The sequence below is a fragment of the Paraburkholderia guartelaensis genome, assembly GCF_004353905.1.
Lineage (GTDB): Bacteria > Pseudomonadota > Gammaproteobacteria > Burkholderiales > Burkholderiaceae > Paraburkholderia > Paraburkholderia guartelaensis.
The window spans coordinates 1-21,540 of the sequence record NZ_SMOD01000021.1; the positions used below are offsets into that span (position 1 = coordinate 1).

Sequence of the window (21,540 nt, forward strand, 5' to 3'; positions counted from 1 at the left end):
GTGATGTTGCCGGCCGTCCCTTGCGCGACACGAAGCTCTCGCTCATTGCCACGCCCAGCCGATCCCAGTTGATCAGTTCAGCCAGCCGCACCAGCGGATGTTTCAGATTGATCTGCTCACGCAGCGGCTGCCGGAAGAAATCTCCTTCTGTCACAGGCGTCTTCGGACCCATCCGCACCTCGTCAGGATTTGCAGGATTCAAGCGTCAATATGCCTGGTCCCTGCAATTCCCACAACACCAATTCGGCCTCAGAGCCTTGCCGCATAAGCCTTCGCGGATTGTTCAAGGCCGACTAAATCGCTGATTTTCGATGCGGCGGCCATGCACGCGCGAGCGGCTTCGCGCTAAAAATCAAATAAGAATTTATGCGCATAAACGCCGAATTCGGCATTTGCGCTGCGATCAGGCGTCCTCGCCGAGCCGGCGCCGCACGATCGCGACGAGACGCTCCAGCGGCAAACCCGAGCCTGCGAGCGCGCTTACCTCGGGATACTGCTCGCGGGCGATGTCCGTGAGCACCTGGCCGGGCGGCGCCTCGACCAGCACGCTCGCGCCCGACTCGATCATGACCGTGAGCGCGTCGTACCAGCGCACCGTGTAGCGCATATTGGTGGCGAGATCGGCGCGGATGGCGTCGGCGTTGTAGAGCGGCCTGCCGCCGCGATTGTCGACATAGGCGCCGCGCGGCGTACGAAACGGTATGTCGCGCGCCCAATCGGTGAGCGTATCGGCAGCATCGGCCAATAATTCGCAATGCGAAGGAACGGCCACTGCGAGCCGTTGCGCCTTGCGCGCGCCCGCTTCGAGCGCGCGGGCTGCAAAGGCTTCGAGCGCGCCATCGGCGCCGGCTACGACGATTTGGCGCGGCGCGTTGACGTTCGCCACGTACACTCGCTCGCCGCTGTCGCGTGCATGCGCATCCGCGAGCGCTTCCACCTGCGTCTCGCTCAGCCCCGCGATGGCCGAGAGGCCATAGCCCGAGGGCCACGCGTTTTCCATCAGCTCGGCGCGTTTGCGCACCATCCGCAGCGCGTCGCCAAACGCCAGGGCCTCGCAGCTTACTGCGGCCGCATAGGCGCCCACGGAAAGCCCTGCGCTGAATTGCGGCGTGAGTCCTTCGTGCGCGAGCGCGCGCGCCACGGCCACGCCCGCGACCGTGAGGCCGATCTGAACGGCAACCGTAGAGCGCAAGGCGTCGTCGCTATCGAGCGTGAGGACGTCGAAGCCGAGTGCCGCCGACGCCTCGTCGAGCGTCGCCCGCACGGCGTCGTGCTGCGGCAGCTTGTGGAGGAAGCCTGCGTTTTGCGCGCCCTGGCCGGGAAAGAGCAGGGCGAGCGTCATGCTGCTTGCCACGGATCGGCGACGCGCTGCGCGCCGCTGGATGCGCGCGCCAGCACGCGCGGCTTGTGCGCAGCGAGTTCGACGAGCGCGACGCCGCCTGCGGGCGTTTCGAGTTGCGCGTCGATGCGTGTGCCGGAGCGGCTGGCGGCTTGCGCGAGTGTCTGCGCGAGCGCCTCGATCGCCGCGCGTGAGATGCGTTGCGGCAGGCGAATCATGATGTCGAGATCGCTCGATGCGGTGAGGGTGGGAACGCCCGTGGCGAGTTCGAAACCGGCGCTGCCCGTTGGGCCCCAAACGTAACTGCGCAACGGCGCGGCGCTTGAGCGCAGGGTAGCGAGCGCGATGAACGCGGGCAGTGCGCGGCGTGCGCGAAGCGGCTCAACGCCGAGCAGATCCTCCGGACTGGTTGATGATTCGATATCCTCAGTATTGAGCCAGGTGCCGAAACGCTCCGAACGTACGCTGCCGCGCACGCCTACCGCCACGAAGCCCGCCGCCGCGCAAGTGCGCCGCACGACCACCCAGGGCGCGCGGGCAAGCGCGCCGCGTACCCAATCCGGCTCGTCGCCTGACGGCGTATGGCGCGCGATGCGAAGCAGGTCGTGCGCGCGCCAGCGCGTGTCGTCCACGCGCGGCGCGTCAGCAGCGAACGGCGGGGCGGCGCACACGCGCATCAGCTAGCGTCCCACTGTTGTGCCAGACGCTTGCGCACCTCGATCGACGCCGCGCGCGTACGCTGCGCCGACTCGCCTTGCAGACGATGCGCGAGGCCGCTCTTGTCGCCGCGTGCTTCACGTACCTTCTGTGCGAGCACATCGCGCACGCGTGTGATCTGCGCTGCGCTCGGCGCGTCCGCATCGACGCCCTCGATCAACTCGTCGAGCAGACCGAGTTTCGCGAACGAAGTCATCGAATACGACATCGGCACGATCTTTTCGCCAAGCTCGTCGAGGTCCTCGACGCTGCGCCGCGTGACGCGCGCCGCCGCTTCCTTGCCCATGGCGTGGACCATCGTGCCGGGCGCGTCGAGCGCGACGATGCGATTGGCCTGATAGCCGTGCGCGAGAAACGCGCCCGACATGGCGGGTCCGACGATCAGCGCCACTACGGGATGCCCCGCGAGCCGCGCGCTCGCGTAGGCGTCCACGGCCGAAGCGCAGGCGAGGTGAATGCCGAGCATCTCCTCCCGATAGCCGTATGCCTGGCTCTTCACATCCACGATCGCGACGATGGGGCGGCGCTTGCCGCTCGTGGCGTCCTCGGCAATCGCTTCGCGTACGGCCTTCGCGAGACGCCAGCCTTGTTCGAGGCCCACCACGTTGTCGCGCGCGCGCGGAAAGCGGCTCGCGGGATCGGGCGCGACGGTGATGAAGCGCGCGGTCTCGTCGTCGAGCGGCGCGTCGGCGTATTGCACGCACGCGCCTTGCGTTTCCACGCCCGCGAGGGCGCGCAGCCAGCGTGAGCCGCGGCTCGTCGTCGTGTCGTTCATGCGTTTTCTCCGCGCAGGTTCAGGGGCGAAGCGGTGAACACCGCACGCATCATTTCTGGGGTGACGCTGGCGGGATCGATCTGCGCGAGTTTCGCGAGCGTGGCATCCACGTCCGCCGAGCGCGGCGTGCGCGGCGCGCCTTGCGCAAACGCCGTGCGCACGGCGGCGCGCACATCGTCTACCGCGTCTTCGACGAGCGCATCGGCGAAACCGGTCTGCGCGCGCTGCTCCCCGCCGATCAATTGCCACACCTGGCGGCGGTCGCTCGAATCGAGTTCCTCGATGCCGGCTTCCTGCTCGATCACCTCCGGACCATTCATGCCGAGGCGGCCTTGCTTCGTCATCACGAGCGTCGAACAGAGGGCCGCCGCGAGCGACATGCCGCCAAAACAACCCACCATGCCCGCGATCACGCCGACCACGGGCACATGCGCGCGCAACGCGACGATGGCCGACTGGATCTCCGCAATCACGGCAAGGCCGAGATTGGCCTCCTGCAAGCGCACGCCACCGGTTTCGAACAGGATGACGGGCCGCACGATTTTGCCGCGCTCGCAGTCGGCGAGCGCCAGTTCGAGTGCGGCGGCGATCTTGCTGCCCGACACTTCGCCGATGCTGCCGCCCTGGAATGCCGATTCGATCGCGGCTACGACAGCGGGCTGCCCGTCGATGGTGCCGCGCGCGATCACCGCGCCGTCATCGGCCTGGCAGACGATGCCCTGCAACGGCAGCCACGGCGATTCGATACGGTCGAAGGGCCCAAGCAGTTCGCGGAACGTGCCCGCGTCCAGCACGGCGGCCGCGCGTTCGCGCGCGCTCAATTCGATGAAGCTCTCGCGCAGCAGCGCGCCGGGCGTCAGTTGATTCGTGCTGCTCATGACTGCGCCTCCTGCGCGGCTTCCACGGCTTCCGCGAGACGTAGCGCCACCACACCGGGTGTGGCGCCGAAGTCGTTGATCTCGATGAGCGCCGCGCCGTCGTAACGCGTGAAGAAGCGGTCGAGCACGCTCTTCCAGATATGGCTATAGCCGTCCACGCTCGTATGCACGACCACGCGCGCCTGCATGTCGCTCGCGGGCTGCAGCAGCACTTCGAGATCGCCCGAGCCCACCACGCCCACGTGGGCGCGTGTCGTCACGGCGCGTTGCGCCGGATAGTCGAATGTCAGTTGTTCCATGAAACCGTCCTCCCGCCCATGCGGTGCTGAACCAGTCTGTCGATGAAGAGCGTCGCGGCGAGCAGATCAGCCGCGCCACCCGGCGATGCGTTGAGTGCGAGCAGCGCGCGTTCGAGCGCGTCGAACGCGGCGCGGCCGGCTTGCGTGGCGACGCCGCCCGCGTCGCGCACGCGCTGCGCGCCCGTTCGAGCTGCCTCGCGCCCGGCGAGCCCCGCGCGATGCAGCACGCAGGTGTCGTCGAGCGAGGCCATGATCGCGAGCAGGGCGTCCACGCGCGCGTGGGCTTCTTCGTACCCTTGCGCGCGTGCGGCGTGCAGTGCGGGCAGACCCACGCGCACGACGTGCGGAAAGCCTTCTTGCGCTTCACTGCGCGCGCCGCCTACGTTGTAGCGCTGACGCACGCGCTCTCCGTTGCTTTGCGCGGGCTGTGCGAGCAGGTCGTCGAAGCGCGCGATCTGCGCAGCCGTTTCGCAGATGTGCGCCGCGTGGGCACATTCGCTGTCGCTGCTTTGCGGCGTATGCACGATCGCCGCGCCCGCCACCAGCAACCCGACGATCCAGATCGCGCCGCGATGCGCGTTGCTGCCCTGCGTCGCGCGCATCATCGCGGCTTCGCCGGCGCGGCCGATGCGCGCGAGATCAGTGCGCAAAGCCGTGCCGGGCGCGGCCCCGCGCGAGGCGCGCGCGAGTGCTTCGAACGTGGGTTCTAGCGCGTGCGCCGAACGCAGCATCGTCGCGAGATCGAGATCGCTGTGCGCGCCACTACCGCGCGCGTCCACGAGCGCGGGCTTGGGCGTGAGGCGCGCCTCTTCGATCAGCGCGTCGCGGGCGAAGCGGGCGAGCTGCGCGTCGGAGGAGGACAGCCGCGAGTCGCCAGCGTACGAAACGCGTCGCGCGAGACCCGCGGAGCCCTCGGCAAGCGCCGTAAAAGGAAGCGTACGCATCGCGCTTACCAGCTACGGAAACGGGCGGGCGGCGCATAGAGTCCGCCGGACCACGTCACCAGATCGTCGATGCTGCGCGCCGCGAGCAGCGAGCGCTTGGCCTCGCCGCGCAAAATGCCGAGATCCTCGGGGAACTGCACGATGCCGCGGCGGCGCAGTTCGTCGGTTTTCTGCTGCTGCGCGCGCAGGCCGATGGGCGTCACGCCCGCCACGGCCGCGAGCGCGGCGCGGCGTTCGTCGACGCCCTCTGCGCGATGCAGGTGCGCAATGCCTTCTTCGGTCACGACATGGCTCACGTCGTCGCCGTAGATCATCACGGGCGCGACGGGCATGCCGCTCTTCTGGCCCACGGCGATGGCGTCGAGTTCGTCGACGAAAGTCGGTTCTCCGCCTTTCTTCCAGGTTTCCGCCAGTTGCACCACGAGCTTGTGGCCGCGCGATACGGGACCGTTGTCCTTGAGCAGCTTGAGCCAGGCTTCGCTCGCATGGCGCCGTCCGCGTGGATCGTGGCCCATGTTCGGCGCGCCGCCGAAGCCCGCGAGCCGGCCGCGCGTGACGGTGGACGAATTCGCGTCCGCGTCGATCTGCAGCGTCGAGCCGATGAAGAGGTCCACGGCATATTGCCCCGCGAGCTGGCACAGCACGCGATTCGAGCGCAGGCTGCCGTCGCTGCCCGTGAAGAACACATCGGGCCGCGCGGCGATATAGGCTTCCATGCCCACTTCGCTGCCGAAGCAATGCACGCTCTCCACCCAGCCCGATTCGATGGCGGGAATCAGCGTGGGGTGCGGATTGAGCGTCCAGTTACGGCAGATCTTGCCCTTCAGGCCCAGCGATTCACCGTACGTGGGGAGCAGCAATTCGATCGCGGCGGTGTCGAAGCCAATACCGTGATTGAGCGCGGCGATGCCATAGGGCGCGTAAATGCCCTTGATGACCATCATCGCGGTGAGCACCTGCAAGTCGCCGATGTGGCGCGGATCGCGCGTAAAGAGCGGCTCGACCGCGAACGGCCGGTCGGCCTGCACGACCAAGTCGACCCACGAGCCAGGAATGTCCACGCGTGGCAGTTCATCGACAATTTCGTTTACCTGAACGATCACGATGCCCTGGCTGAACGCGGCCGCTTCGGCGATGGTCGGTGTGTCTTCGGTATTCGGGCCGGTGTAGAGATTGCCGTGACGGTCGGCTTTTTCGGCGCACAGCAGTGCGACCTGGGGGATCAGGTCGACGAACATGCGCGCGTACAGTTCGACATAGGTATGGATCGCGCCCACTTCGAGCTGGCCGTCTTCGAGCAACTGCGCGACGCGCAGGCTCTGCGGCCCCGCGAACGCGAAGTCGACGCGGTGCGCAATGCCACGCTCGAACAGCGTGAGATGCTCGGGGCGGCTGATGCTGGAAATCAGCAGATGAACGTTGTTGACCTTGGCCGGATCGGCCTTGGCCAGCGAGCGCGAGAGGAAGTCGGCCTGCTTCTGGTTGTCGCCTTCGAGCGCGACGCGGTCGCCCGGGCGGATCAGCAGTTCGAGCGCATCGGTCATACGCGAGGCGGGCAGGACACCGTCTTCGAGCCAGCCCGAAACGGCGGCGAGGCGGCGGGCCTTTTCGTCGCGGCGCGTGGTCCAAGAGCGCGGCGCGAGGTCAGGCGAGGTTGGCGTGTCAGCTTGAGGCTTCATCGGCAGTTCGGCTCCGTGAACGGGAAGAGGCGGCGCGCGGCTTTGCGGCGGCAGTCTGTGCCGAAGGTGGCACTGAGGTTGCCACTGCAGGCAGCGCGGCGCGCTCGGTCAGGAAACGGTAGATGAGTTCGCCCGTGCCGAGCAGGTGCTCGGCCACGAGTTTTTGCGCAGTGGGCACGTCGCCGCGCTTCACGGCGGCAAGAATTTCGGTGTGCTCACTATCGGATTCGCCCTTGTATTCGGGAAAGCCGAATTTCAGGCGCAGATAACGTTCGCCGCGGCGATGGAGCGCGGTGAGCATCTCCAGCAACTGCGGGCGGCCGGCGGGCGCATAGAGGCTCATGTGAAAGGCCTCGTTGCGCGCGACATAGAGCGACGGATCGCGCTCGCGCTTCGCGGCGGCGGCCAGCGCGGTCACTTCGCGCAGCGAGGCGCTCGTGTGATTCGGAATGGCGAGGCCGAGCGCGAGGCTTTCGAGCGCGGAGCGGATCTCGTAGATCTCGCGCGCTTCGTCGGCGGAGAGCGAGGCCACGCTCGCGCCCTTGTTTACCTCGATCTTCGCCCAGCCTTCGCTCGCGAGCTGGCGCAGGGCCTCGCGCACGGGGATGGCGCTGACCGAAAAATGCCGCGCGATCGCGTCCTGGCGCAATGGCGCATCAGGCGCGAGCTTGCCCTCGACGATCGCGCTGCGCAGGGCGTCGGCGATCATGCGCGAGGTGCTGGTGCGGGGCGCTGCCGCGCCTTCCAGGGGAAAACCATTCGTTGCGTCGCTCATGAGATCAAATATTATATATAAAACGACCGGGGCGAAAGCCTCCAAAACCCGCAACACAGAAACACCAGATTCACTATAGACGGGTAAGAAGAACGGGGGCTTACAGGGAGTTCCTGAAGAGGGCCGGCACTGCCGCGGCCTGCATTTCCGCGTTTCGCGGCGTGCGTGCGCATCTTGCTGCGTGGGCTGGCGAGGCATCAATGGAGAGAGGAGCATCATGAATTCGATCACCGAGTCCGCGCGGCGAACTCGCACCAAGACACCGCTCAACCGGTCGCAGATCGCCGGTTTCTGGGGCGCCTGGGCAGGCTGGACGCTCGACGGGATGGACTCGTTCATCTACGCACTCGTGCTCACGCCCGCGCTCACGGAGCTGTTGCCGCGTTCGGGCTATGAGGCGAGTGCGGCGAACATCGGGCTTGCCGGCTCGATCCTGTTCGCGCTCTTCCTCGTGGGCTGGGGGCTGTCGTTCATCTGGGGGCCGCTCGCGGACCGCTTCGGCCGCACGCGCGTGCTGGCCGGCACCATCTTCATGTTTGCGATCTTCACGGGACTTTCGGCCACTGCGCAGAGCGTGTGGTCGCTCGCCATCTACCGCTTTCTCGCGGGCGTGGGTATCGGCGGGGAGTGGGCGCTTGCAGGAACCTACGTGGCCGAATCGTGGCCCGAGGACCGCCGCAAGATGGGTGCGGGCTATCTGCAAACCGGCTATTACGCGGGCTTCTTCATTGCGGCCGCGCTCAATTACACGGTCGGCGTGCACTTCGGCTGGCGCGCCATGTTCCTCACGGGCGCGGTGCCGGTGGTGGTGGCCATTCTCGTGCTCACGCGCGTGGAGGAGCCGGCCAAGTGGCAGAAGTCGGAGGCGAGCCATGTGCACCGCGGCCGTCCGCTGCGTGAAATCTTTGGCGACGTGTACCGCAAGCGCACCGTGGTGGCGTGCGCGTTGCTGACCATCGCGATCATCGGGTTGTGGGCCGGCGCGGTGTATGAACCGTCGGCCGTGATCCAGCTGGCGACGCGGGCCGGTGCCAATAAGGCCGAGGCGATCCGCACGGCGTCTATCGCCACGGGCATCCTCTCGATCGGCACGATCCTCGGTTGCCTCGCACTGCCGCCCATGGCCGAACGCATCGGCCGCAAGTGGACGCTCGCCGTTTATTTCGCGGGCATGGCCGTGACGATCGCGGCGAGCTTCGGCTGGGCGTTCTACCTGCAGAACGGACTCGTGCCGTTCATTGCGCTGCTCTTCGTGCTGGGCTTCTTCGGCGGCAACTTCGCGCTGTTCAGCCTTTGGCTGCCTGAGCAGTTCGAAACGCGTGTGCGCGCTACGGCGTTCGCGTTCTGCACGTCATTTGGCCGCTTCGTGGGCGCGGGCGTGAACTTCCTGCTTGGCGCGGCAGTGCTGCGCATGCACACGCTCGGCGTGCCGGTGGCGCTCACGGCGCTGGCCTTCGTTCTCGGGCTTCTGATTATTCCGTTTGCGCCGGAAACGAAGGGTCAAACGCTGCCTTCCTGAGCCCGATATGCGGCGCGTTGGTTAGCGCCGCGCCTTCACGAGCCTCGGCGGCAACAGGCGCCAGCCGAGATTGACCCCGAGGCTCGCCGCGACGATCAGCGCCATGCCCGCAAGCTGCGGCACACTCAGCGCGCGACCGTAGACGATCGCATCGACGGCGATCGCGGTGAGCGGATACACGAACAGCAGCACGGCGATCACGGGTGTCGTCAACATCGGCAGCGCGCCGTAGATCAGCACGTACGAAAGCCCCGTGTGCAGCACCCCCATGCCTACGAGCCAGCCCCATTGCGTGGCGGAAATATGCGCGAGTTCGAGCGGCGCGAAAAACGGCGCGATGAGCGGCAGGCACACGGAGCCCACCACGCATTGCGTCAGCGTGAGCAGGTGCGGGCGGAAGTTGCGCAGGCTCTTGGCGATCAGCGTGACGCTCGCATAGAGCACCGAGCCGCCCAGCGATTCGCCAATGCCGATCATGTAGCTCGTGCGATCGGCCACATGGGTTTCCGCGAGCACGCCTGAAGCGAGCACGAGCCCCACGAAGGCAATGCCGATCCAGCCCAGCCGGTCGGCGCCGAGCCGCTCGTGAAAGATCGCCGCGCCCATCAGCACGACCCAGAACGGCTGCACATGGAACACGACCGTCGAAACGGCGATGCTCGTCCGATGGATCGCGTCGAAGAAAGCCACCCACTGCGTGACCATCAGCACGCCTGAAATCACCGCGAGCGCGAGCGTGCGGCGCGTGAACTGCCGCGGCGAGAGCCAGCCCTTGTACGCGCAGTACCCGGCGAGCGCGAGCATGCCGAAAAAGCAGCGGAAGAACACGAGCGTGAGGGCGCCGAGGCGCGCCTCCTCGACGAACACGCCGATCGTGCCCATCAGGAGGCCGCCGCCCGCGAGCATGAGGACGCCTTGCTGACGGTTGCCGTGATGTTCGGATTGCATGGCCGGAGCTGGGGGATTGAAAGGGGGTTGGAGACAGGCTAAGTATTCGCCAGTTGCGGGGCACGGGCAAACGAATTAAATTGAAGAATTCCATCAACGTAGCTTATGAATAGGCTGCGATCTGGCCACCCAGCGTATGAACCCCGAATTCGACATCGATTTGCTACGCACCTTCGCCGCCGTCGCGGACGCGGGCAGCTTCACGAGGGGGGCCGTGGCCGTGCATCGATCGCAGGCGGCCGTGAGCATGCAGATCAAGCGACTCGAGCAGATGCTTGGCACCACACTGTTCACGCGCGACACGCGCAATCTCGCGCTTACGCGCCCGGGCAACACGCTGCTCGAATATGCGCGGCGAGCGCTCGATCTGCAGGAGGAGGCATGGGCGGCGCTGGTGCGGCCCGAGGTGACGGGGCGCGTGGTGCTCGGCGCGCCCGACGACTATATGGCGTCGCTGCTGTCGCCGGTGTTGCGGCGCTTCTCGACGCTTTATCCGCATGTGGAGATCGAGATCGTCTGTGCGCAAAGCGTCGCGCTCGGGCCGATGCTGGCGGACAACAAGATCGACATCGCGTTCGTCACGCGTGACCGCAAGATGCGCGGCGAGTTCGTGCGCGCCGAGGAGATGGTCTGGGTGGGGTCCGCTACCGACCCCGCGCCGCTTGCCGTGTCGCCGCTGCCGGTAGGGCTCTACGAGCATGGCAGCGTGGCGCGCGCGCATACCGTGGCGGCGCTCGACGGCGCGCACATCCGCTACCGGGCCGCCTATAGCAGCGCGAGTTTGATGGGTTTGACGGCGACGGTGGAGGCGGGCATTGCGATCGTCGCGCTCACGCGTTGCAGCGTGCCGGCGCGCTTCGCGATCCTCGGCGAGGCGCAGGGCTTGCCAAAGATCGAGCCGCTGGAAATCGTGGTGGCGCGCAGCGTCAAGTCGAACCGGCCGACTTGCGACTACCTCGCGCAGCAGATGGTGCAGGACCTTTCGGTGCCGCGTCAGCGCGGGTAGACGCTCACTTCGCCGCCCACCGCGAGCCGCACGCGCTCGCCTTCGCGCGGCGTGCGATAACCGGGCACGCGCGCACGGACCGTTGCGTGCGCATCGATCAGTTGCAGCGTGAGCGCGGCATCCTGACCCTGGAAGGTGATGGCCTGCACCACCGCTTCGAGCGCACCGTCGCGCTGGGCGGTTTCTGGCAGCACGTCGATCTGCTCGGGGCGCAGCATCACATCCACGGCGCCTTCTGCCGCATGCTGGTCTTGCTGGATCGGCAGCGCGCCGAGCACGCAATGCGCCCGCCCGTTGGCGACCGTTCCCGGCAGCAGCACCGCCTCGCCGATGAAGGCCGCGAGTTCGCGCGTGGCCGGGCGGCGATACAGCGTTTGCGGCGGCCCGCTCTGCAGCAGCTTGCCGCGCCACAGCACGGCGACCTCGTGGCCGAGCGAGAGCGCCTCGGCCTGGTCGTGCGTGACGAGCACGGCGGTCGCGCCGGCAGCGGCAAGCGCGCGCGCCACGGCTTCGCGCGTTTCGACGCGCAACGCGGCGTCGAGCGACGAGAACGGCTCGTCGAGCATCACGAGACCGGGCGAGGGCGCGAGCGCACGGGCGAGCGCCACGCGCTGCTGCTGGCCACCCGAGAGTTGTTGCGGCGCGCGCGATGCATAGGATTCCGGAAGACCGACGAGTTCGAGCAATTCGGCCACGCGATGCTGCGCGCGCCGCTGCGCACGCGGCAGGCCGAACACGATGTTCTCGGCAACCGTGAGGTGCGGAAAGAGCGCACCCTCTTGCGGCACGTAGCCGATATGGCGTTGCTCGGTCGGCAGATGCAGCCGGTCGCCCGCGACGCGGCGGCCGTCGATCTCAATCGTGCCGGCGTCGGCGCGCTCGAAGCCGCACAGCACGCGCAGCAGCGTGGTCTTGCCGCTGCCCGAAGGCCCGAGCAGCGCGACGAGCGAACCCGAGCGCACGGAAAGATCGATGCCGTGCAGGACCGGATGGCCGTCGAAGGCCTTTTTCAGGCCGGAAATGCGAAGTGTGCTCATGGGGCTAACTTGGGGCTAACTGAGGCTCAGGCGTCGTCGGGCGGCGTGTCGATCGTATCGACCGGCATGTTGACCGTTGCATGGCCCGCGAGCGCGGAGCGGCCCGCAAACGCGAACAGCAGGCCCGAAGCGGCGAGCGAAAGCGCGGTGAGCAGCGCGGCATACGGCGCGGCGGCCGCGAAGGCGAGCGTCGAGGTGTCGGTCCAGACCTGCGTGGCGAGCGTGTGCGTGCCGATGGGCGCGAGCAGCAGCGTGGCGTTCAGTTCGGTGACCACCGAGATGAACACCATCGAGGCCGCCGCGCCGAGGCCGGGACCCGCGAGCGGCAGCACGACGCGGCGCAACGTTGCGAACCATCCCAGGCCGAGCGCGCGCGCCGTATCTTCGAGGCGCTGCTGTGCTTGCAGGAGCGCCGCGCGCACGCTCACGAGCGCCAGCGGCAGACAGAGGATCGCATATGCGGTAATCAGCAGCGTGGTGCCCTGATAGAGCGGTTCGAGCGCGCGCACCGCGAGGGAAACGATGGCAAGCGCAATCACGAGACTGGGCACGCCCTGCGCGATAAAAGCCGTGCGTTCGAGAAACGTGGCGGCGCGGCCGGGATAGCGCGCAAGCAAATACGCGAGCGGCAGCGCGAGCAGTGTGGTGAAAAACGCAGCCGTCAGGCCGAGGCGCAGCGAGGCGAATGTGGTCGAAACCAGCAACTCCGGCGAGACATCGGCGGGCGTGATTGCCGCCGCGCCGGGCTGCGTGAGCCAGTAGCCGATCATCGCGAGCGGCACGCCGAGCGTCGCCACATTGAGCGCGACGAAACCCGCCGCCATAGGCCAGCGCCAGCGGCCGAGCGCATGGCGCACGCTCGCGCGGCGCGCGCCGCGATCCACGCGCTCGTAGCGCGCGCGCCCGCGCACGCGAAACTCGAGCACGAGGCACACGAGGCAGAGCAGGATCAGCACGCAGGCCAGCAGCGAGGCGCCGCCGCCATCGAAGCTCGTGCGGTATTCCGCGTAGATTTCGGTGGTGAACGTGCGAAAGCGCAGCAGCGTGAATGCGCCGAATTCGGAGAGCACGCCAAGCGCGACGAGCAGCATCGAGCCGAACAGCGCGGGTCGCAATTGCGGCAGCACGACGCGCACGAAAACGGACCAGCGGTTGCAGCCGAGCGCGCGCGCCGATTCTTCGAGCGCGGGGTCGAGGCCGCGCAGCGCGGCGGCCACGGGCAGATAGACGAGCGGGAAGTAGGCCGTCGTGATGACGATGAACGCCCCGAGGAAGTCCTGCAAATCGAGGCTCAGCGAGACCCACGCATAGCTCGTGACGAACGCGGGCATGGCGAGCGGCGCGGCGGCGAGGAGCGCCCAGGCGCGCCGCCCCGGCACGTCGGTTCGCTCGACGAGCCACGCCACGGCGGTGCCGAGCACGGCGCAAGCGAGCGTGGCCGAAACAGTAATCGACAGCGTGTTGACGAGCAACTCGCCGACCAGCGGCCGGAAGATCAGCTCGGCGGCGTCGGCGAGACCAAAGGACAGCGCGCGCCAGAACGTCAGCGCGAGCGGCAGCAGCACCAGCAGCGGGCCGAGCGCGGCGGCGGCGAAAAGCGCGCGCGGCGCACGCCGCCGCGCGCGCAGGGGCGAGACCCCCGCGACATCGACTTGATGAGACTCTGGCACGGCTTGCGCCGTCGTAACTGCTTCGCTCACGATCTTGCTTCGTACTCCATGCCGATTACAGCAGGCCAGCCTGACGCAGCAGCTTGCCCGCCTGGCTGTCGTCGCCGAGCTGCTGGATGGTCAGCGCGGGCGGCTTCAGCTGGTCGAACGGCTTGTTGATGGGATCGCTCGCCACGCCGGGACGCAGCGGGTACTCGTAGCTGATGTGGTCCTGCGCCATCAGCTTCTGCGCGCGCTCGCTCACGAGATAGGCGAGGAACTTCTGTGCTCCGTCCACATTGTGCGCGGACTTCATCACGGCAGCACCCGAAACGTTGACGAGCGCGCCCACGTCGCCATCGGCGAAATGCGCGACGGCGCTTTGCGTCTTCTTGTCGCCGATCTCCGCGTGCAGGCGGTCCCAGTAGTAATTGTTGATGATACCGGTGGCGACCGCGCCGCGATTCACGGCAGCGACCACGCCTTCGTCGTCGTCGAAGATCTGCGAGTTGGTCTTGAGACCCTTGAGCCATTCGAGCGTGGCGGCTTCGCCCTTCACGGCGAGCACGGCGTCGACGAGCGGCAGGAAGTCGGCGTCGCTCGGCGCGATGCCGACCTTACCCTTCCATTCGGGTTTGGCGAGATCGAAAATCGATTTCGGCAATTGCGCGGGTTGCACCTTGGCCGTGTTGTACGCGAGCACGTTCTCGCGCGCGGTCACGCCCACCCATTGTCCTTGCGGCGAGTTGAAGCGCGCGGGCACGGTCGCGAGCGTCGCTTGCTGCACCGGGGCGAGGAGGCCCTTTTCTTCCAGCAGCATCAGTTCCGGCGAGTTCTCCGTGAAGTAGACGTCCGCGGGCGTCTTCTCGCCTTCGGCGACGAGCTGCGCCGCGAGCGCCGGACCTTCGCCGCTGCGGATCTTCACGTCGATGCCGGTCTGCTGCTCGAAGTCCTTCGCAAGCTGGTTCACGACCTGCTCGTGCTGTGCGTTGTAGAGCGTGATCGAGGCCGCTTGCGCGGCGAGCGGCAGCATGCCGGCAAGCGCGAGCGAGAGGGCGGCGGCGCGCAGCGGCGTGCGCATCATGGAAATTTTCATATTGCTTCGTTGTCCGTTGTTATCTGTGAATCTCAGGCGCTGAACAGCTCCGCGCCGATGAACGAGCCCGCTTTCGCACCGGGCGGGCATGCGAAGATCGCGCTGCCCACGTGCGTCGTGAACTGGTTCATCATGTCGAACTTCGCGAGCTTTTCGTTGATCGGAATGAAGCCCGTACGCGGGTCGCCCTGGTGGGCAATGAAGATGAGGCCCGCGTCATATTCGGTTTCCTGGCGCCACGGCGGCCAGCGCTCGATATAAAAGTCTGTGCTGTCGTTGTACGAATACGAGCGGCGCAGGATCTGCGCGCCGTTGTTCGATGCGCGGTTCGAGAGACGCACGTGCGAGTTCTCGGGAATCTGCGGATTCCCGTCCTTATCTTGCGCGTCGAGATCGACGTTGTCGAACTCCTTCTTCTGGCCGAGAGGCGCGCCGCTGTACTTGTGGCGGCCGAACACCTGCTCCTGGAAGCCCAGTTCCATCTGGTCCCAGTGCTCCAGCGTGATGCGGATGCGGCGCACCACGGTATAGGTGCCGCCCTGCATCCAGGGCGCGTCGGCGGCGGTGGCCCAGACGAACTGGTTCATCGCCTTCGGGTCCGTGGTCGGCGGGTTGTTCGTGCCGTCCTTGAAGCCCATCAGGTTGCGCGGCGTTTGCGCGCGCGGGCCCGACAGAAAGCCCGCCTGGCCCCAGCGCATCGTCAGGATGCCGTAGCCCTGGCGTGCGAGCTGGCGCACCGCGTGGAAAGCGACTTGCGCGTCGTTGGCGCACGCCTGCACGAACAGATCGCCGCCCGTCTTCTGCGCAATCAGCTGGTCGCCGTTGAAGCGGGGCAGGTCGACGAGCGCGGCAGGGCGCTTGTGCGCGAGACCGTAGCGATCCTTGTCCTGCGACGTGAAGAGACCGGGGCCGAAGCCAAAGGTGACCGTGAGGCCCGCCGAGCCGAGGCCCAGCACGTCGCCGGAGTCGGCCGCGGGGTGGTCGTCGCCGGTGTAGTCGAGCGCGGCAGCGGGCTGCGCCTGGCTCATGCGCGCCGCGGACTCGGTCCACTTGCGCAGCAGGTTGATGACGTCGTCGCGCGAGGTCGTCGTGAGGTCGAAGGCCGCGACATACGTGTGCGCCTGCTGCGGCGTCACGATGCCGCCCTGGTGCTCGCCGTAGAACGGCTCGACGGTGAGCATCGGGTCGGCGGGCATCGCGTGGTGCTTTGCCTCGGCGGCCTGAGCGAGGCCGCTCGTGGCCGCGCCCGCGCCGAGGCTCGCACCGAGCGCGGCGCCGGCTTTCAGGAAGCCGCGACGCGCGGGGCGCGATGGTTGGTTGGGGGTATCGTCGGAGGACATGATTATTTAGCCAGCACGAGAGTGTTTACGTCGTCTTGCACGTAATAAAAGCCGTCGCCTGCCGGGGTCAGCGCGATGCCGAAAAGGTCGCCGTTGCCCGGAGGAGTTTGCGCCTTGTCGGTATCGATCCAGCGCGCGTAAAGCTGCTTTGCCGCAGCCGGGTCGATCTCGACGACCTGGCCGTTCAAGGCATTCGTCACGAGCAGGTGGCCCTGCGGCGTGGTGATCATGGCGAGCGGACGGTGCAGCAGGCCGTCGGCGGTGAGCTGGCGGCCCACGCCCGCGCTCGTGTCGCGCGTGAGCGGGTCTTCGATCACGTTGATGCGGTTGCCGATTGCGTCGGACACGTAGAGCAGCTTGTTGTCCGCCGAAAGCGCGAGGCCGGTCGGGCCGACGAGGAACACGCCCTTGTCCGCCTGCGCGCCGAAGCCGCTCGCGACCACGGTTTCGCTCTTCAGGACCGGCGCCTGGCCGCTCGGGATGTCGAGGTCGAGCCGCAGCACCGTGGCCTGCTTGAACACGGGCGGATCGCCGTCCGCGCCGCCCACGCCGAAGCCCGCGTTGCTCACGAACAGCGTGGCGTGGTCGCCGTTGTCGACGACTGCCATGTTGCCCCACGGGTCGTTGATGTTGGGACTGCTGATGACCTTGGCAATCTTGCCACTGCTGTCGAGCACGATCATGCAGCCCGCGCCCTTGGTGCCGGTCGTGCCGTCGTTGCTCGGCGTGCTACCCACGATGACCCAGCCCGACTTGAGCATCGTCATCGCGGTCGAAAGACCGACGCCGCCCGGACATTCCTTGAGATCGCGCGGAATCGTCGCGAACAGCGACATCTGCTTCGTGTCCGGGTGATAGTCGATGATCGTGCTGCCGGTGCCCTGCAGGTTGGCCGCGTTGTTGAAGTTGTCGACCAGCACGTCGCCTTCTTTCACCGTGCCGGAGGAGACCGGCGCGACGAAAATCGCGTACGGGTTCTGGTCGCCGTTGTCGGGCACGGTGTTGATGAGCGTGGTGTGATGCTTGACGGTCTCGAGGAGGCCTTGCGGGTCGGCGTGAGCCGCGAGCGGCGCGCCGGCGAGCGCCGCCGCGGCGGCAAGCGCGAGCGCGGAGCGGACCGCGTGGGCCGTGCATTGCAGGAGCGTGCGCGTTGCGTGTTTCATACTGAATCTCCGTGCCTCGCGCGGCCGGCGCGCACGCCGGCGGGAAAACGCGAGGACTTGGTGTTGGACATGATATTGATTGCGTGGCTTAGAACGTGATGTTGGTCCGCACGCCAATCACGAACGTATTGCGCAGCGGCGCGGTCGGATCCTGCGGATTCTGGCCGGCGCCCGCGTTGAACGTGTACTGCGCGTCAGCCTGGAGAATCCACCACGGCGTGACCTGATACTGATAGGTGGCTTCGAGCGCGGTTTCTTGCGTGCGCACGCCGTAAGGACCGCCGGTGAACATCTGCTGGTCGAGGTCGAGGTTGTGCACGTTGTTGCCGACCTTGATGTACGTCGCGGCAAGGCCCACGCTGTCGTTATCGCGGCCCTTGAACGGCGCCTTCATCACAATGCCCAGGTTGGCCGCGAGGCTCACGAGATTGCGGTCGCCGGGGGCACCCATCACGCGCGCGAACACGCCGATGCTGCGCGGCTCGTCCGGGTCCGGACGCCAGATCATCTGGTCGGCCACCGCATAGAAGCTATAGTTGCCCTGGTGCTGCGCCGGGATGCCGGTCGAAGCCGGATTCGCGAGCGAAAGGCCCGTGTTGTCGAAACGCTGGTCGGCGAACGAGTTGGTGTTGTACCAGAAGCCAACCTTGTAGGTGCCGGGCAGGCCGTGATTGTCCGCACTGACCAGTTCGCCTTCGGACGGCTGGTTGATGGCGTACTGCAGCTCGCCGATCCACAACGTGCCGTTGTGCAGATTGAAGTTCGTACCACTAAGGTTGCTCGGATCGTTGCCGAGCGGGTCGCCCGAGAACACGCCTGCGAGGGCCGTTAACGAAGGCGTGATCTGCCCGCGCACGCGCACGCCGAGACCGGCGAGCGGGTAGGCGGGACCGCCCGACGGCATGTCGTACGAAGGCAGCGCCGGCCAGCCGAACATCGTGTTGATGAAGAGCGCCCCGTACTGGCTCACGATGAATTCCTGGTCGAGACTCTGCTGACCGATCTTCACGTCGAGGCGCTTGTTGAAGAACGATTGCTGATACCACAGCTCCCACAGGCGCGTGGTGGGCGTCGCTTCGATGCCGCTTGCCGTGTTCAGCGTGCCGAGGTTCGACGTGCTCAGGTTGGTGCCGTGAATCTGCAGCGCGCTCACATTGAAGAGGCCGCCCGGAATGCCGAGCGCCTTGCTCGTGTCGACCTGAACCGTCGCCGTCGTGAGACCGTCATACGCGCCGCCGGTCTTGAGACCGCCGCGCAGGTTTGCGAGGTATTCGCTCGTCTCCGTGAGCTGAAAGGTCACACCGTATTTGCCGAGCCACGGCCGCAGGCCGCCCATGTCGCCGAGCATGTTCTGGCGCGACCAGAAGCCGGTCCAGAAGTTCGACGGCTGCGCCTGAATGGCGAGGTCGGCTTCCGGTGCTTCAGGGGCGGCGTCGGGGTTCGCATTGCTCTGTGCGCGTGCGGCTCCGCACGCGAAAGTCGCGCTCGCGGCAAGCACGGCAATGGCGCGCAACGCCGGTGTGCGCCGACGCGCCGGGCGGCCGGGCGCTGCGCTGCGCGAGCAGGCCAGCGCAGGGCTGCGGACGGTTCGGGTCAATTCCATCGTATTCCTTACTTATTGAAATGTTTGCTTGATTGATCGCGTTGGCGTTTGTTATTCGCAAGCCGCTGAATACCCGACATGTCCAGACGGCGCCATCGTACTAATAGCGAATGCGAGCGTCAACAAAAACGAGAATGATTCTCAACTGTTTTACGCCGCGTCAGCAGTATCCTTACGAAGTGCTGTCGTTCGCGTGTTTGCACATTACAGATAGTTAGTTTTGGATGAATTAGTCAGGCGAATGAAGTCGCTTATCATCACGTGTGTGAACGCACGTTTCGCCGCTCAAACTTCAAAACAAGCTGGCTCCATGACCGACATTTCCCCAGGCTACGAACTCGATCTCGACGCGTACTTCGCCCGCATCGGCTACGACGGTCCGCGCGCAGCGACCCTCGCCGTGCTGCGCGAGCTGCAGCGTCTGCACCCGCTTGCCATTCCGTTCGAGAATCTCGATCCGCTGGCGGGACGGCACGTGTCGATCAAGCTGCCGGACATCGTCGCGAAGCTCGTGACGCAGCGCCGCGGCGGCTACTGCTTCGAGCACAACACCTTGCTCGCGCATGTGCTCATGCAACTGGGCTTTACGGTGACCCCGCTCGCCGCACGTGTGCTGTACGGGCGTGAACCCGACGCGCGCACGCCGCGCACACATATGCTGCTGCGCGTGGAGGCGGGGGGCGACACGTGGCTCGTCGACGGGGGCTTCGGTGCCGCGACGCTGCGCGCGCCGCTCTCGTTCTCGACCGATGCGGAACAGCCGACACCGCACGAACCGGCGCGGCTCGTGACTCTGTCGGCGAACGAGCGCAAGCTGCAATTGCACGATGGCGAGAAGTGGTTCGATCTCTATCGCTTCGAATTGACGCCGGCGGAGTGGGTCGATTACGAAGTGGCGAACTGGTACACGTCGGCGTCGCCCGAATCGTTCTTTACGTTCAGCCTGATCGCGTGCATCGCGCGCGAAGGCGGGCGCGCGATCCTGTTCAACGAGCGCTTTACCGAGCGCGACGCACAAGGCCAGGTGAGCGAGGAGCGTACGCTCGCCAATGGAGAGGAACTCGCGCAGTGTCTGCGCGAGCGCTTTGGCATCGATCTCTCGCGCGGCGAAGCGGCGCAGCGTATCGACGCCGACGCACTCTATGCGCGCATGATGTCGCACAGCGCGCAACAGTAGACGCGAGTCAGCGTACGACGCGACGCTGGGCCCCGCGCAAGGAGGGCATCATGACTGAGCTGAAAATGACGAAAGCGCTAATGGCGAAGCTGTTCGTGCAAGTCGTGGTCTGGTTCGGATTGATGGGCGTGCTGTTGTTCGTTTCGGCGGGCACGCTGGCGTGGACGGCGGCGTGGCTCTGGCTCATCGAGTGGGCGTTGTGCGGCGTGTGGATCGGCCTGTGGCTCGGGCGCGAAGATCCGGGCCTCCTTGTCGAGCGGCTCGCGCCGTTCGCGCAGCGCACGCAGCAGCCGTGGGACCGCGTGTTCATGCTGTGCGTTTCGGTGGGTTTTTGCGCATGGCTGTGCCTGATGGGAATCGACGCCGTGCGCATGGGCTGGTCGCGCGTGCCGCTATGGCTCAGCGTGCTCGGCGCCATCTTCATCTTCGTCGATATTTACGCGACGCGCGCCGTCTTCGCGGCGAACCGTTTTGCGGCGCCCGTGGTGAAGATTCAGAGCGAACGCGGACATACGGTCAGCGATACCGGCCCGTACGCGTACGTGCGTCACCCGATGTATGGCTTCGCGCTGCTCTTTCTCGTCGGCACGCCGCTCATGCTCGGTTCGTGGTGGGGGCTCGCTTGCGTGCCTGTGATGGTCGTGGGGATCGGCTATCGCGCGGTGCGCGAAGAGCAAACGCTGGCGGAGAATCTGCCCGGCTACCGCGAGTATCTGGCGCGCGTGCGTTATCGCTTCGTGCCGGGCATCTGGTAGCGCGAGATTAGCTCGTGGAAGGCGAAGTCAGGGCTTGCGCGTAACGCCGATAAAGCCAGGCGAGCGCCGTGGTGGTGAGCAGCGCAAACACGATATTGCCGATGCTCTGACCAATGGCGAGCGCGGTGAGCCATCCCGGCTGCCGCACGATTTCAGGCGTGACGCCCGCGAGACCCATGCCGATCAGCACGATCAGACCGCACACCGCAATGGGCAGCGCGGCGACGAAGGTGACACCAAAAAGGCTCCAGAAGTGTCCGCGGCTGTCGCGCCATGCGGCGCTGAAGGCGATCTTGCTGCCGACGGCGAGCGCCGGAAAGAGCAGCGAGAGGCGCACCGCCACGAACATCCAGATCGCAATGACCACCAGAAAGAGGAACGCGGCGCCGCCCTGGTACTGAGGACGCAGCACGACCCACAGCAACAGCGCGAATGCGCCGAGCGCGACCGCCAGAATGAGGCCGACCGCAAAAATACGCAGGAACGGCTTGGCGCCGGCCGGCATGAGCGGCGCGCTGCGCTCCCCTAGCAGCACGAAGCGCGAGATCTTGAGCGTGAACCAGAGGTAGAGAAGCGAATTCAGGAGCGAGGCGAGATTGCCGAGCAAAATGAGCCCGGCGGAAGGCGCCGCGCCTTCGGCCGGCACGGGGCGCCCGGCGAGCCCGAACCAGCCGAGCGCCGCGTAGATCACAAACGTCCCCGCAAGGAGAACCGGCATTTGCACGGCGGCCTGCCAGGCGCTCGCCCATGCGCGCTTGACGCATTCCATGAAGGTCATCTGTTGCATGAGGTTTTCGCACGGGTAACAGAGAGCCTACAGTCTAACGCGGCGCCGTGAAAT

20 protein-coding genes and 1 pseudogene are annotated in these 21,540 nt (G+C 66.6%); 4 read left to right on the forward strand and 17 right to left on the reverse strand.

Features of this window, described 5'->3' with window-relative positions:
* From E1N52_RS25105 to E1N52_RS25145, 9 genes and pseudogenes are all read right to left on the reverse strand, one after another.
* Positions 1-172, reverse strand: a pseudogene (locus tag E1N52_RS25105) (IS5/IS1182 family transposase); the annotation flags it as partial.
* 231 nt (positions 173-403) lie between these two features.
* Positions 404-1,342 carry a malonate decarboxylase subunit epsilon gene (gene mdcH, locus E1N52_RS25110; protein WP_133185466.1) on the reverse strand — a complete coding sequence of 313 codons (939 nt, stop codon included), beginning with the start codon at positions 1,340-1,342 and terminating at the stop codon, positions 404-406.
* Positions 1,339-2,016: a malonate decarboxylase holo-ACP synthase gene (locus E1N52_RS25115; RefSeq protein WP_133185468.1), complete on the reverse strand. Its 678-nt coding sequence runs from the start codon at positions 2,014-2,016 to the stop codon at positions 1,339-1,341. The genes mdcH and E1N52_RS25115 overlap by 4 nt, the downstream gene beginning before the upstream one ends.
* The gene (mdcE, locus tag E1N52_RS25120) at positions 2,016-2,831 is read right to left on the reverse strand and encodes a biotin-independent malonate decarboxylase subunit gamma (RefSeq protein ID WP_133185469.1); all 816 of its coding nucleotides are present in this window, start codon (positions 2,829-2,831) and stop codon (positions 2,016-2,018) included. Before mdcE ends, E1N52_RS25115 begins: the two co-directional genes overlap by 1 nt.
* The gene (locus E1N52_RS25125) at positions 2,828-3,709 is read right to left on the reverse strand and encodes a biotin-independent malonate decarboxylase subunit beta (protein WP_133185471.1); all 882 of its coding nucleotides are present in this window, start codon (positions 3,707-3,709) and stop codon (positions 2,828-2,830) included. Before E1N52_RS25125 ends, mdcE begins: the two co-directional genes overlap by 4 nt.
* A complete protein-coding gene (locus E1N52_RS25130; RefSeq protein ID WP_042265098.1) occupies positions 3,706-4,008 on the reverse strand; it encodes a malonate decarboxylase subunit delta in 303 nt (100 codons plus the stop codon). Before E1N52_RS25130 ends, E1N52_RS25125 begins: the two co-directional genes overlap by 4 nt.
* On the reverse strand, positions 3,996-4,952 hold the full coding sequence (locus tag E1N52_RS25135) for a triphosphoribosyl-dephospho-CoA synthase (protein ID WP_133185473.1): 957 nt from the start codon (positions 4,950-4,952) through the stop codon (positions 3,996-3,998). The genes E1N52_RS25130 and E1N52_RS25135 overlap by 13 nt, the downstream gene beginning before the upstream one ends.
* Positions 4,953-4,957: 5 nt before the next feature.
* Positions 4,958-6,631, reverse strand: a complete 1,674-nt coding sequence (gene mdcA / locus E1N52_RS25140; protein ID WP_133185474.1) for a malonate decarboxylase subunit alpha — start codon at positions 6,629-6,631, stop codon at positions 4,958-4,960.
* Positions 6,615-7,406, reverse strand: a complete 792-nt coding sequence (locus E1N52_RS25145; RefSeq protein ID WP_133185476.1) for a GntR family transcriptional regulator — start codon at positions 7,404-7,406, stop codon at positions 6,615-6,617. The genes mdcA and E1N52_RS25145 overlap by 17 nt, the downstream gene beginning before the upstream one ends.
* Positions 7,407-7,623: 217 nt before the next feature.
* On the opposite strand from E1N52_RS25145, the gene E1N52_RS25150 reads away from it, so the two are divergent.
* Entirely contained in the window at positions 7,624-8,925 is a 1,302-nt protein-coding gene (locus tag E1N52_RS25150) for an MFS transporter (RefSeq protein ID WP_133185477.1), read from the forward strand.
* Between the two features lie 21 nt (positions 8,926-8,946).
* Here E1N52_RS25150 and E1N52_RS25155 read toward each other — a convergent pair whose 3' ends face one another.
* Positions 8,947-9,873: a DMT family transporter gene (locus tag E1N52_RS25155; RefSeq protein WP_133185479.1), complete on the reverse strand. Its 927-nt coding sequence runs from the start codon at positions 9,871-9,873 to the stop codon at positions 8,947-8,949.
* A 136-nt stretch (positions 9,874-10,009) separates the two neighbouring features.
* Between E1N52_RS25155 and E1N52_RS25160 the strand changes: the two genes are divergently transcribed.
* Positions 10,010-10,879 carry a LysR family transcriptional regulator gene (locus E1N52_RS25160; RefSeq protein ID WP_133185481.1) on the forward strand — a complete coding sequence of 290 codons (870 nt, stop codon included), beginning with the start codon at positions 10,010-10,012 and terminating at the stop codon, positions 10,877-10,879.
* Here E1N52_RS25160 and E1N52_RS25165 read toward each other — a convergent pair.
* The 6 genes from E1N52_RS25165 to E1N52_RS25190 all read right to left on the reverse strand — a co-directional run bounded on the left by E1N52_RS25165 (position 10,867) and on the right by E1N52_RS25190 (position 18,767).
* Entirely contained in the window at positions 10,867-11,916 is a 1,050-nt protein-coding gene (locus tag E1N52_RS25165) for an ABC transporter ATP-binding protein (RefSeq protein ID WP_133185482.1), read from the reverse strand. The genes E1N52_RS25160 and E1N52_RS25165 overlap by 13 nt on opposite strands.
* A gap of 26 nt (positions 11,917-11,942) precedes the next feature.
* Complete coding sequence (locus E1N52_RS25170; RefSeq protein ID WP_133185641.1) at positions 11,943-13,586, reverse strand: ABC transporter permease; 1,644 nt, start codon at positions 13,584-13,586, stop codon at positions 11,943-11,945.
* Between the two features lie 55 nt (positions 13,587-13,641).
* The gene (locus E1N52_RS25175) at positions 13,642-14,661 is read right to left on the reverse strand and encodes an iron ABC transporter substrate-binding protein (protein ID WP_133185484.1); all 1,020 of its coding nucleotides are present in this window, start codon (positions 14,659-14,661) and stop codon (positions 13,642-13,644) included.
* Positions 14,662-14,693: 32 nt separating this feature from the next.
* On the reverse strand, positions 14,694-16,001 hold the full coding sequence (efeB, locus tag E1N52_RS25180; RefSeq protein ID WP_133185487.1) for an iron uptake transporter deferrochelatase/peroxidase subunit: 1,308 nt from the start codon (positions 15,999-16,001) through the stop codon (positions 14,694-14,696).
* Between the two features lie 2 nt (positions 16,002-16,003).
* Positions 16,004-17,164 (reverse strand): NHL repeat-containing protein, encoded by a 1,161-nt coding sequence (locus E1N52_RS25185; protein ID WP_133185490.1) that lies wholly within the window; start codon positions 17,162-17,164, stop codon positions 16,004-16,006.
* 88 nt (positions 17,165-17,252) lie between these two features.
* Entirely contained in the window at positions 17,253-18,767 is a 1,515-nt protein-coding gene (locus tag E1N52_RS25190; protein ID WP_133185492.1) for a carbohydrate porin, read from the reverse strand.
* A gap of 310 nt (positions 18,768-19,077) precedes the next feature.
* Between E1N52_RS25190 and E1N52_RS25195 the strand changes: the two genes are divergently transcribed.
* Both E1N52_RS25195 and E1N52_RS25200 read left to right on the forward strand, forming a co-directional pair.
* Positions 19,078-19,944 carry an arylamine N-acetyltransferase family protein gene (locus tag E1N52_RS25195; protein WP_133185493.1) on the forward strand — a complete coding sequence of 289 codons (867 nt, stop codon included), beginning with the start codon at positions 19,078-19,080 and terminating at the stop codon, positions 19,942-19,944.
* Between the two features lie 50 nt (positions 19,945-19,994).
* On the forward strand, positions 19,995-20,699 hold the full coding sequence (locus E1N52_RS25200; RefSeq protein ID WP_246089213.1) for a methyltransferase family protein: 705 nt from the start codon (positions 19,995-19,997) through the stop codon (positions 20,697-20,699).
* A gap of 7 nt (positions 20,700-20,706) precedes the next feature.
* Here E1N52_RS25200 and E1N52_RS25205 read toward each other — a convergent pair whose 3' ends face one another.
* Positions 20,707-21,486 carry a hypothetical protein gene (locus E1N52_RS25205; RefSeq protein ID WP_133185495.1) on the reverse strand — a complete coding sequence of 260 codons (780 nt, stop codon included), beginning with the start codon at positions 21,484-21,486 and terminating at the stop codon, positions 20,707-20,709.
* Positions 21,487-21,540 lie beyond the last annotated feature (54 nt).

Coding starts and splice junctions, on each gene's coding strand:
- mdcH (WP_133185466.1), bottom strand. CDS start 1,342: ATGACGCTCGCCCTGCTCTTTCCCGGCCAGGGCGCGCAAAACGCAGGC.
- E1N52_RS25115 (WP_133185468.1), bottom strand. CDS start 2,016: ATGCGCGTGTGCGCCGCCCCGCCGTTCGCTGCTGACGCGCCGCGCGTG.
- mdcE (WP_133185469.1), bottom strand. CDS start 2,831: ATGAACGACACGACGACGAGCCGCGGCTCACGCTGGCTGCGCGCCCTC.
- E1N52_RS25125 (WP_133185471.1), bottom strand. CDS start 3,709: ATGAGCAGCACGAATCAACTGACGCCCGGCGCGCTGCTGCGCGAGAGC.
- E1N52_RS25130 (WP_042265098.1), bottom strand. CDS start 4,008: ATGGAACAACTGACATTCGACTATCCGGCGCAACGCGCCGTGACGACA.
- E1N52_RS25135 (WP_133185473.1), bottom strand. CDS start 4,952: ATGCGTACGCTTCCTTTTACGGCGCTTGCCGAGGGCTCCGCGGGTCTC.
- mdcA (WP_133185474.1), bottom strand. CDS start 6,631: ATGAAGCCTCAAGCTGACACGCCAACCTCGCCTGACCTCGCGCCGCGC.
- E1N52_RS25145 (WP_133185476.1), bottom strand. CDS start 7,406: ATGAGCGACGCAACGAATGGTTTTCCCCTGGAAGGCGCGGCAGCGCCC.
- E1N52_RS25150 (WP_133185477.1), top strand. CDS start 7,624: ATGAATTCGATCACCGAGTCCGCGCGGCGAACTCGCACCAAGACACCG.
- E1N52_RS25155 (WP_133185479.1), bottom strand. CDS start 9,873: ATGCAATCCGAACATCACGGCAACCGTCAGCAAGGCGTCCTCATGCTC.
- E1N52_RS25160 (WP_133185481.1), top strand. CDS start 10,010: ATGAACCCCGAATTCGACATCGATTTGCTACGCACCTTCGCCGCCGTC.
- E1N52_RS25165 (WP_133185482.1), bottom strand. CDS start 11,916: ATGAGCACACTTCGCATTTCCGGCCTGAAAAAGGCCTTCGACGGCCAT.
- E1N52_RS25175 (WP_133185484.1), bottom strand. CDS start 14,661: ATGAAAATTTCCATGATGCGCACGCCGCTGCGCGCCGCCGCCCTCTCG.
- efeB (WP_133185487.1), bottom strand. CDS start 16,001: ATGTCCTCCGACGATACCCCCAACCAACCATCGCGCCCCGCGCGTCGC.
- E1N52_RS25185 (WP_133185490.1), bottom strand. CDS start 17,164: ATGAAACACGCAACGCGCACGCTCCTGCAATGCACGGCCCACGCGGTC.
- E1N52_RS25190 (WP_133185492.1), bottom strand. CDS start 18,767: ATGGAATTGACCCGAACCGTCCGCAGCCCTGCGCTGGCCTGCTCGCGC.
- E1N52_RS25195 (WP_133185493.1), top strand. CDS start 19,078: ATGACCGACATTTCCCCAGGCTACGAACTCGATCTCGACGCGTACTTC.
- E1N52_RS25200 (WP_246089213.1), top strand. CDS start 19,995: ATGACTGAGCTGAAAATGACGAAAGCGCTAATGGCGAAGCTGTTCGTG.
- E1N52_RS25205 (WP_133185495.1), bottom strand. CDS start 21,486: ATGCAACAGATGACCTTCATGGAATGCGTCAAGCGCGCATGGGCGAGC.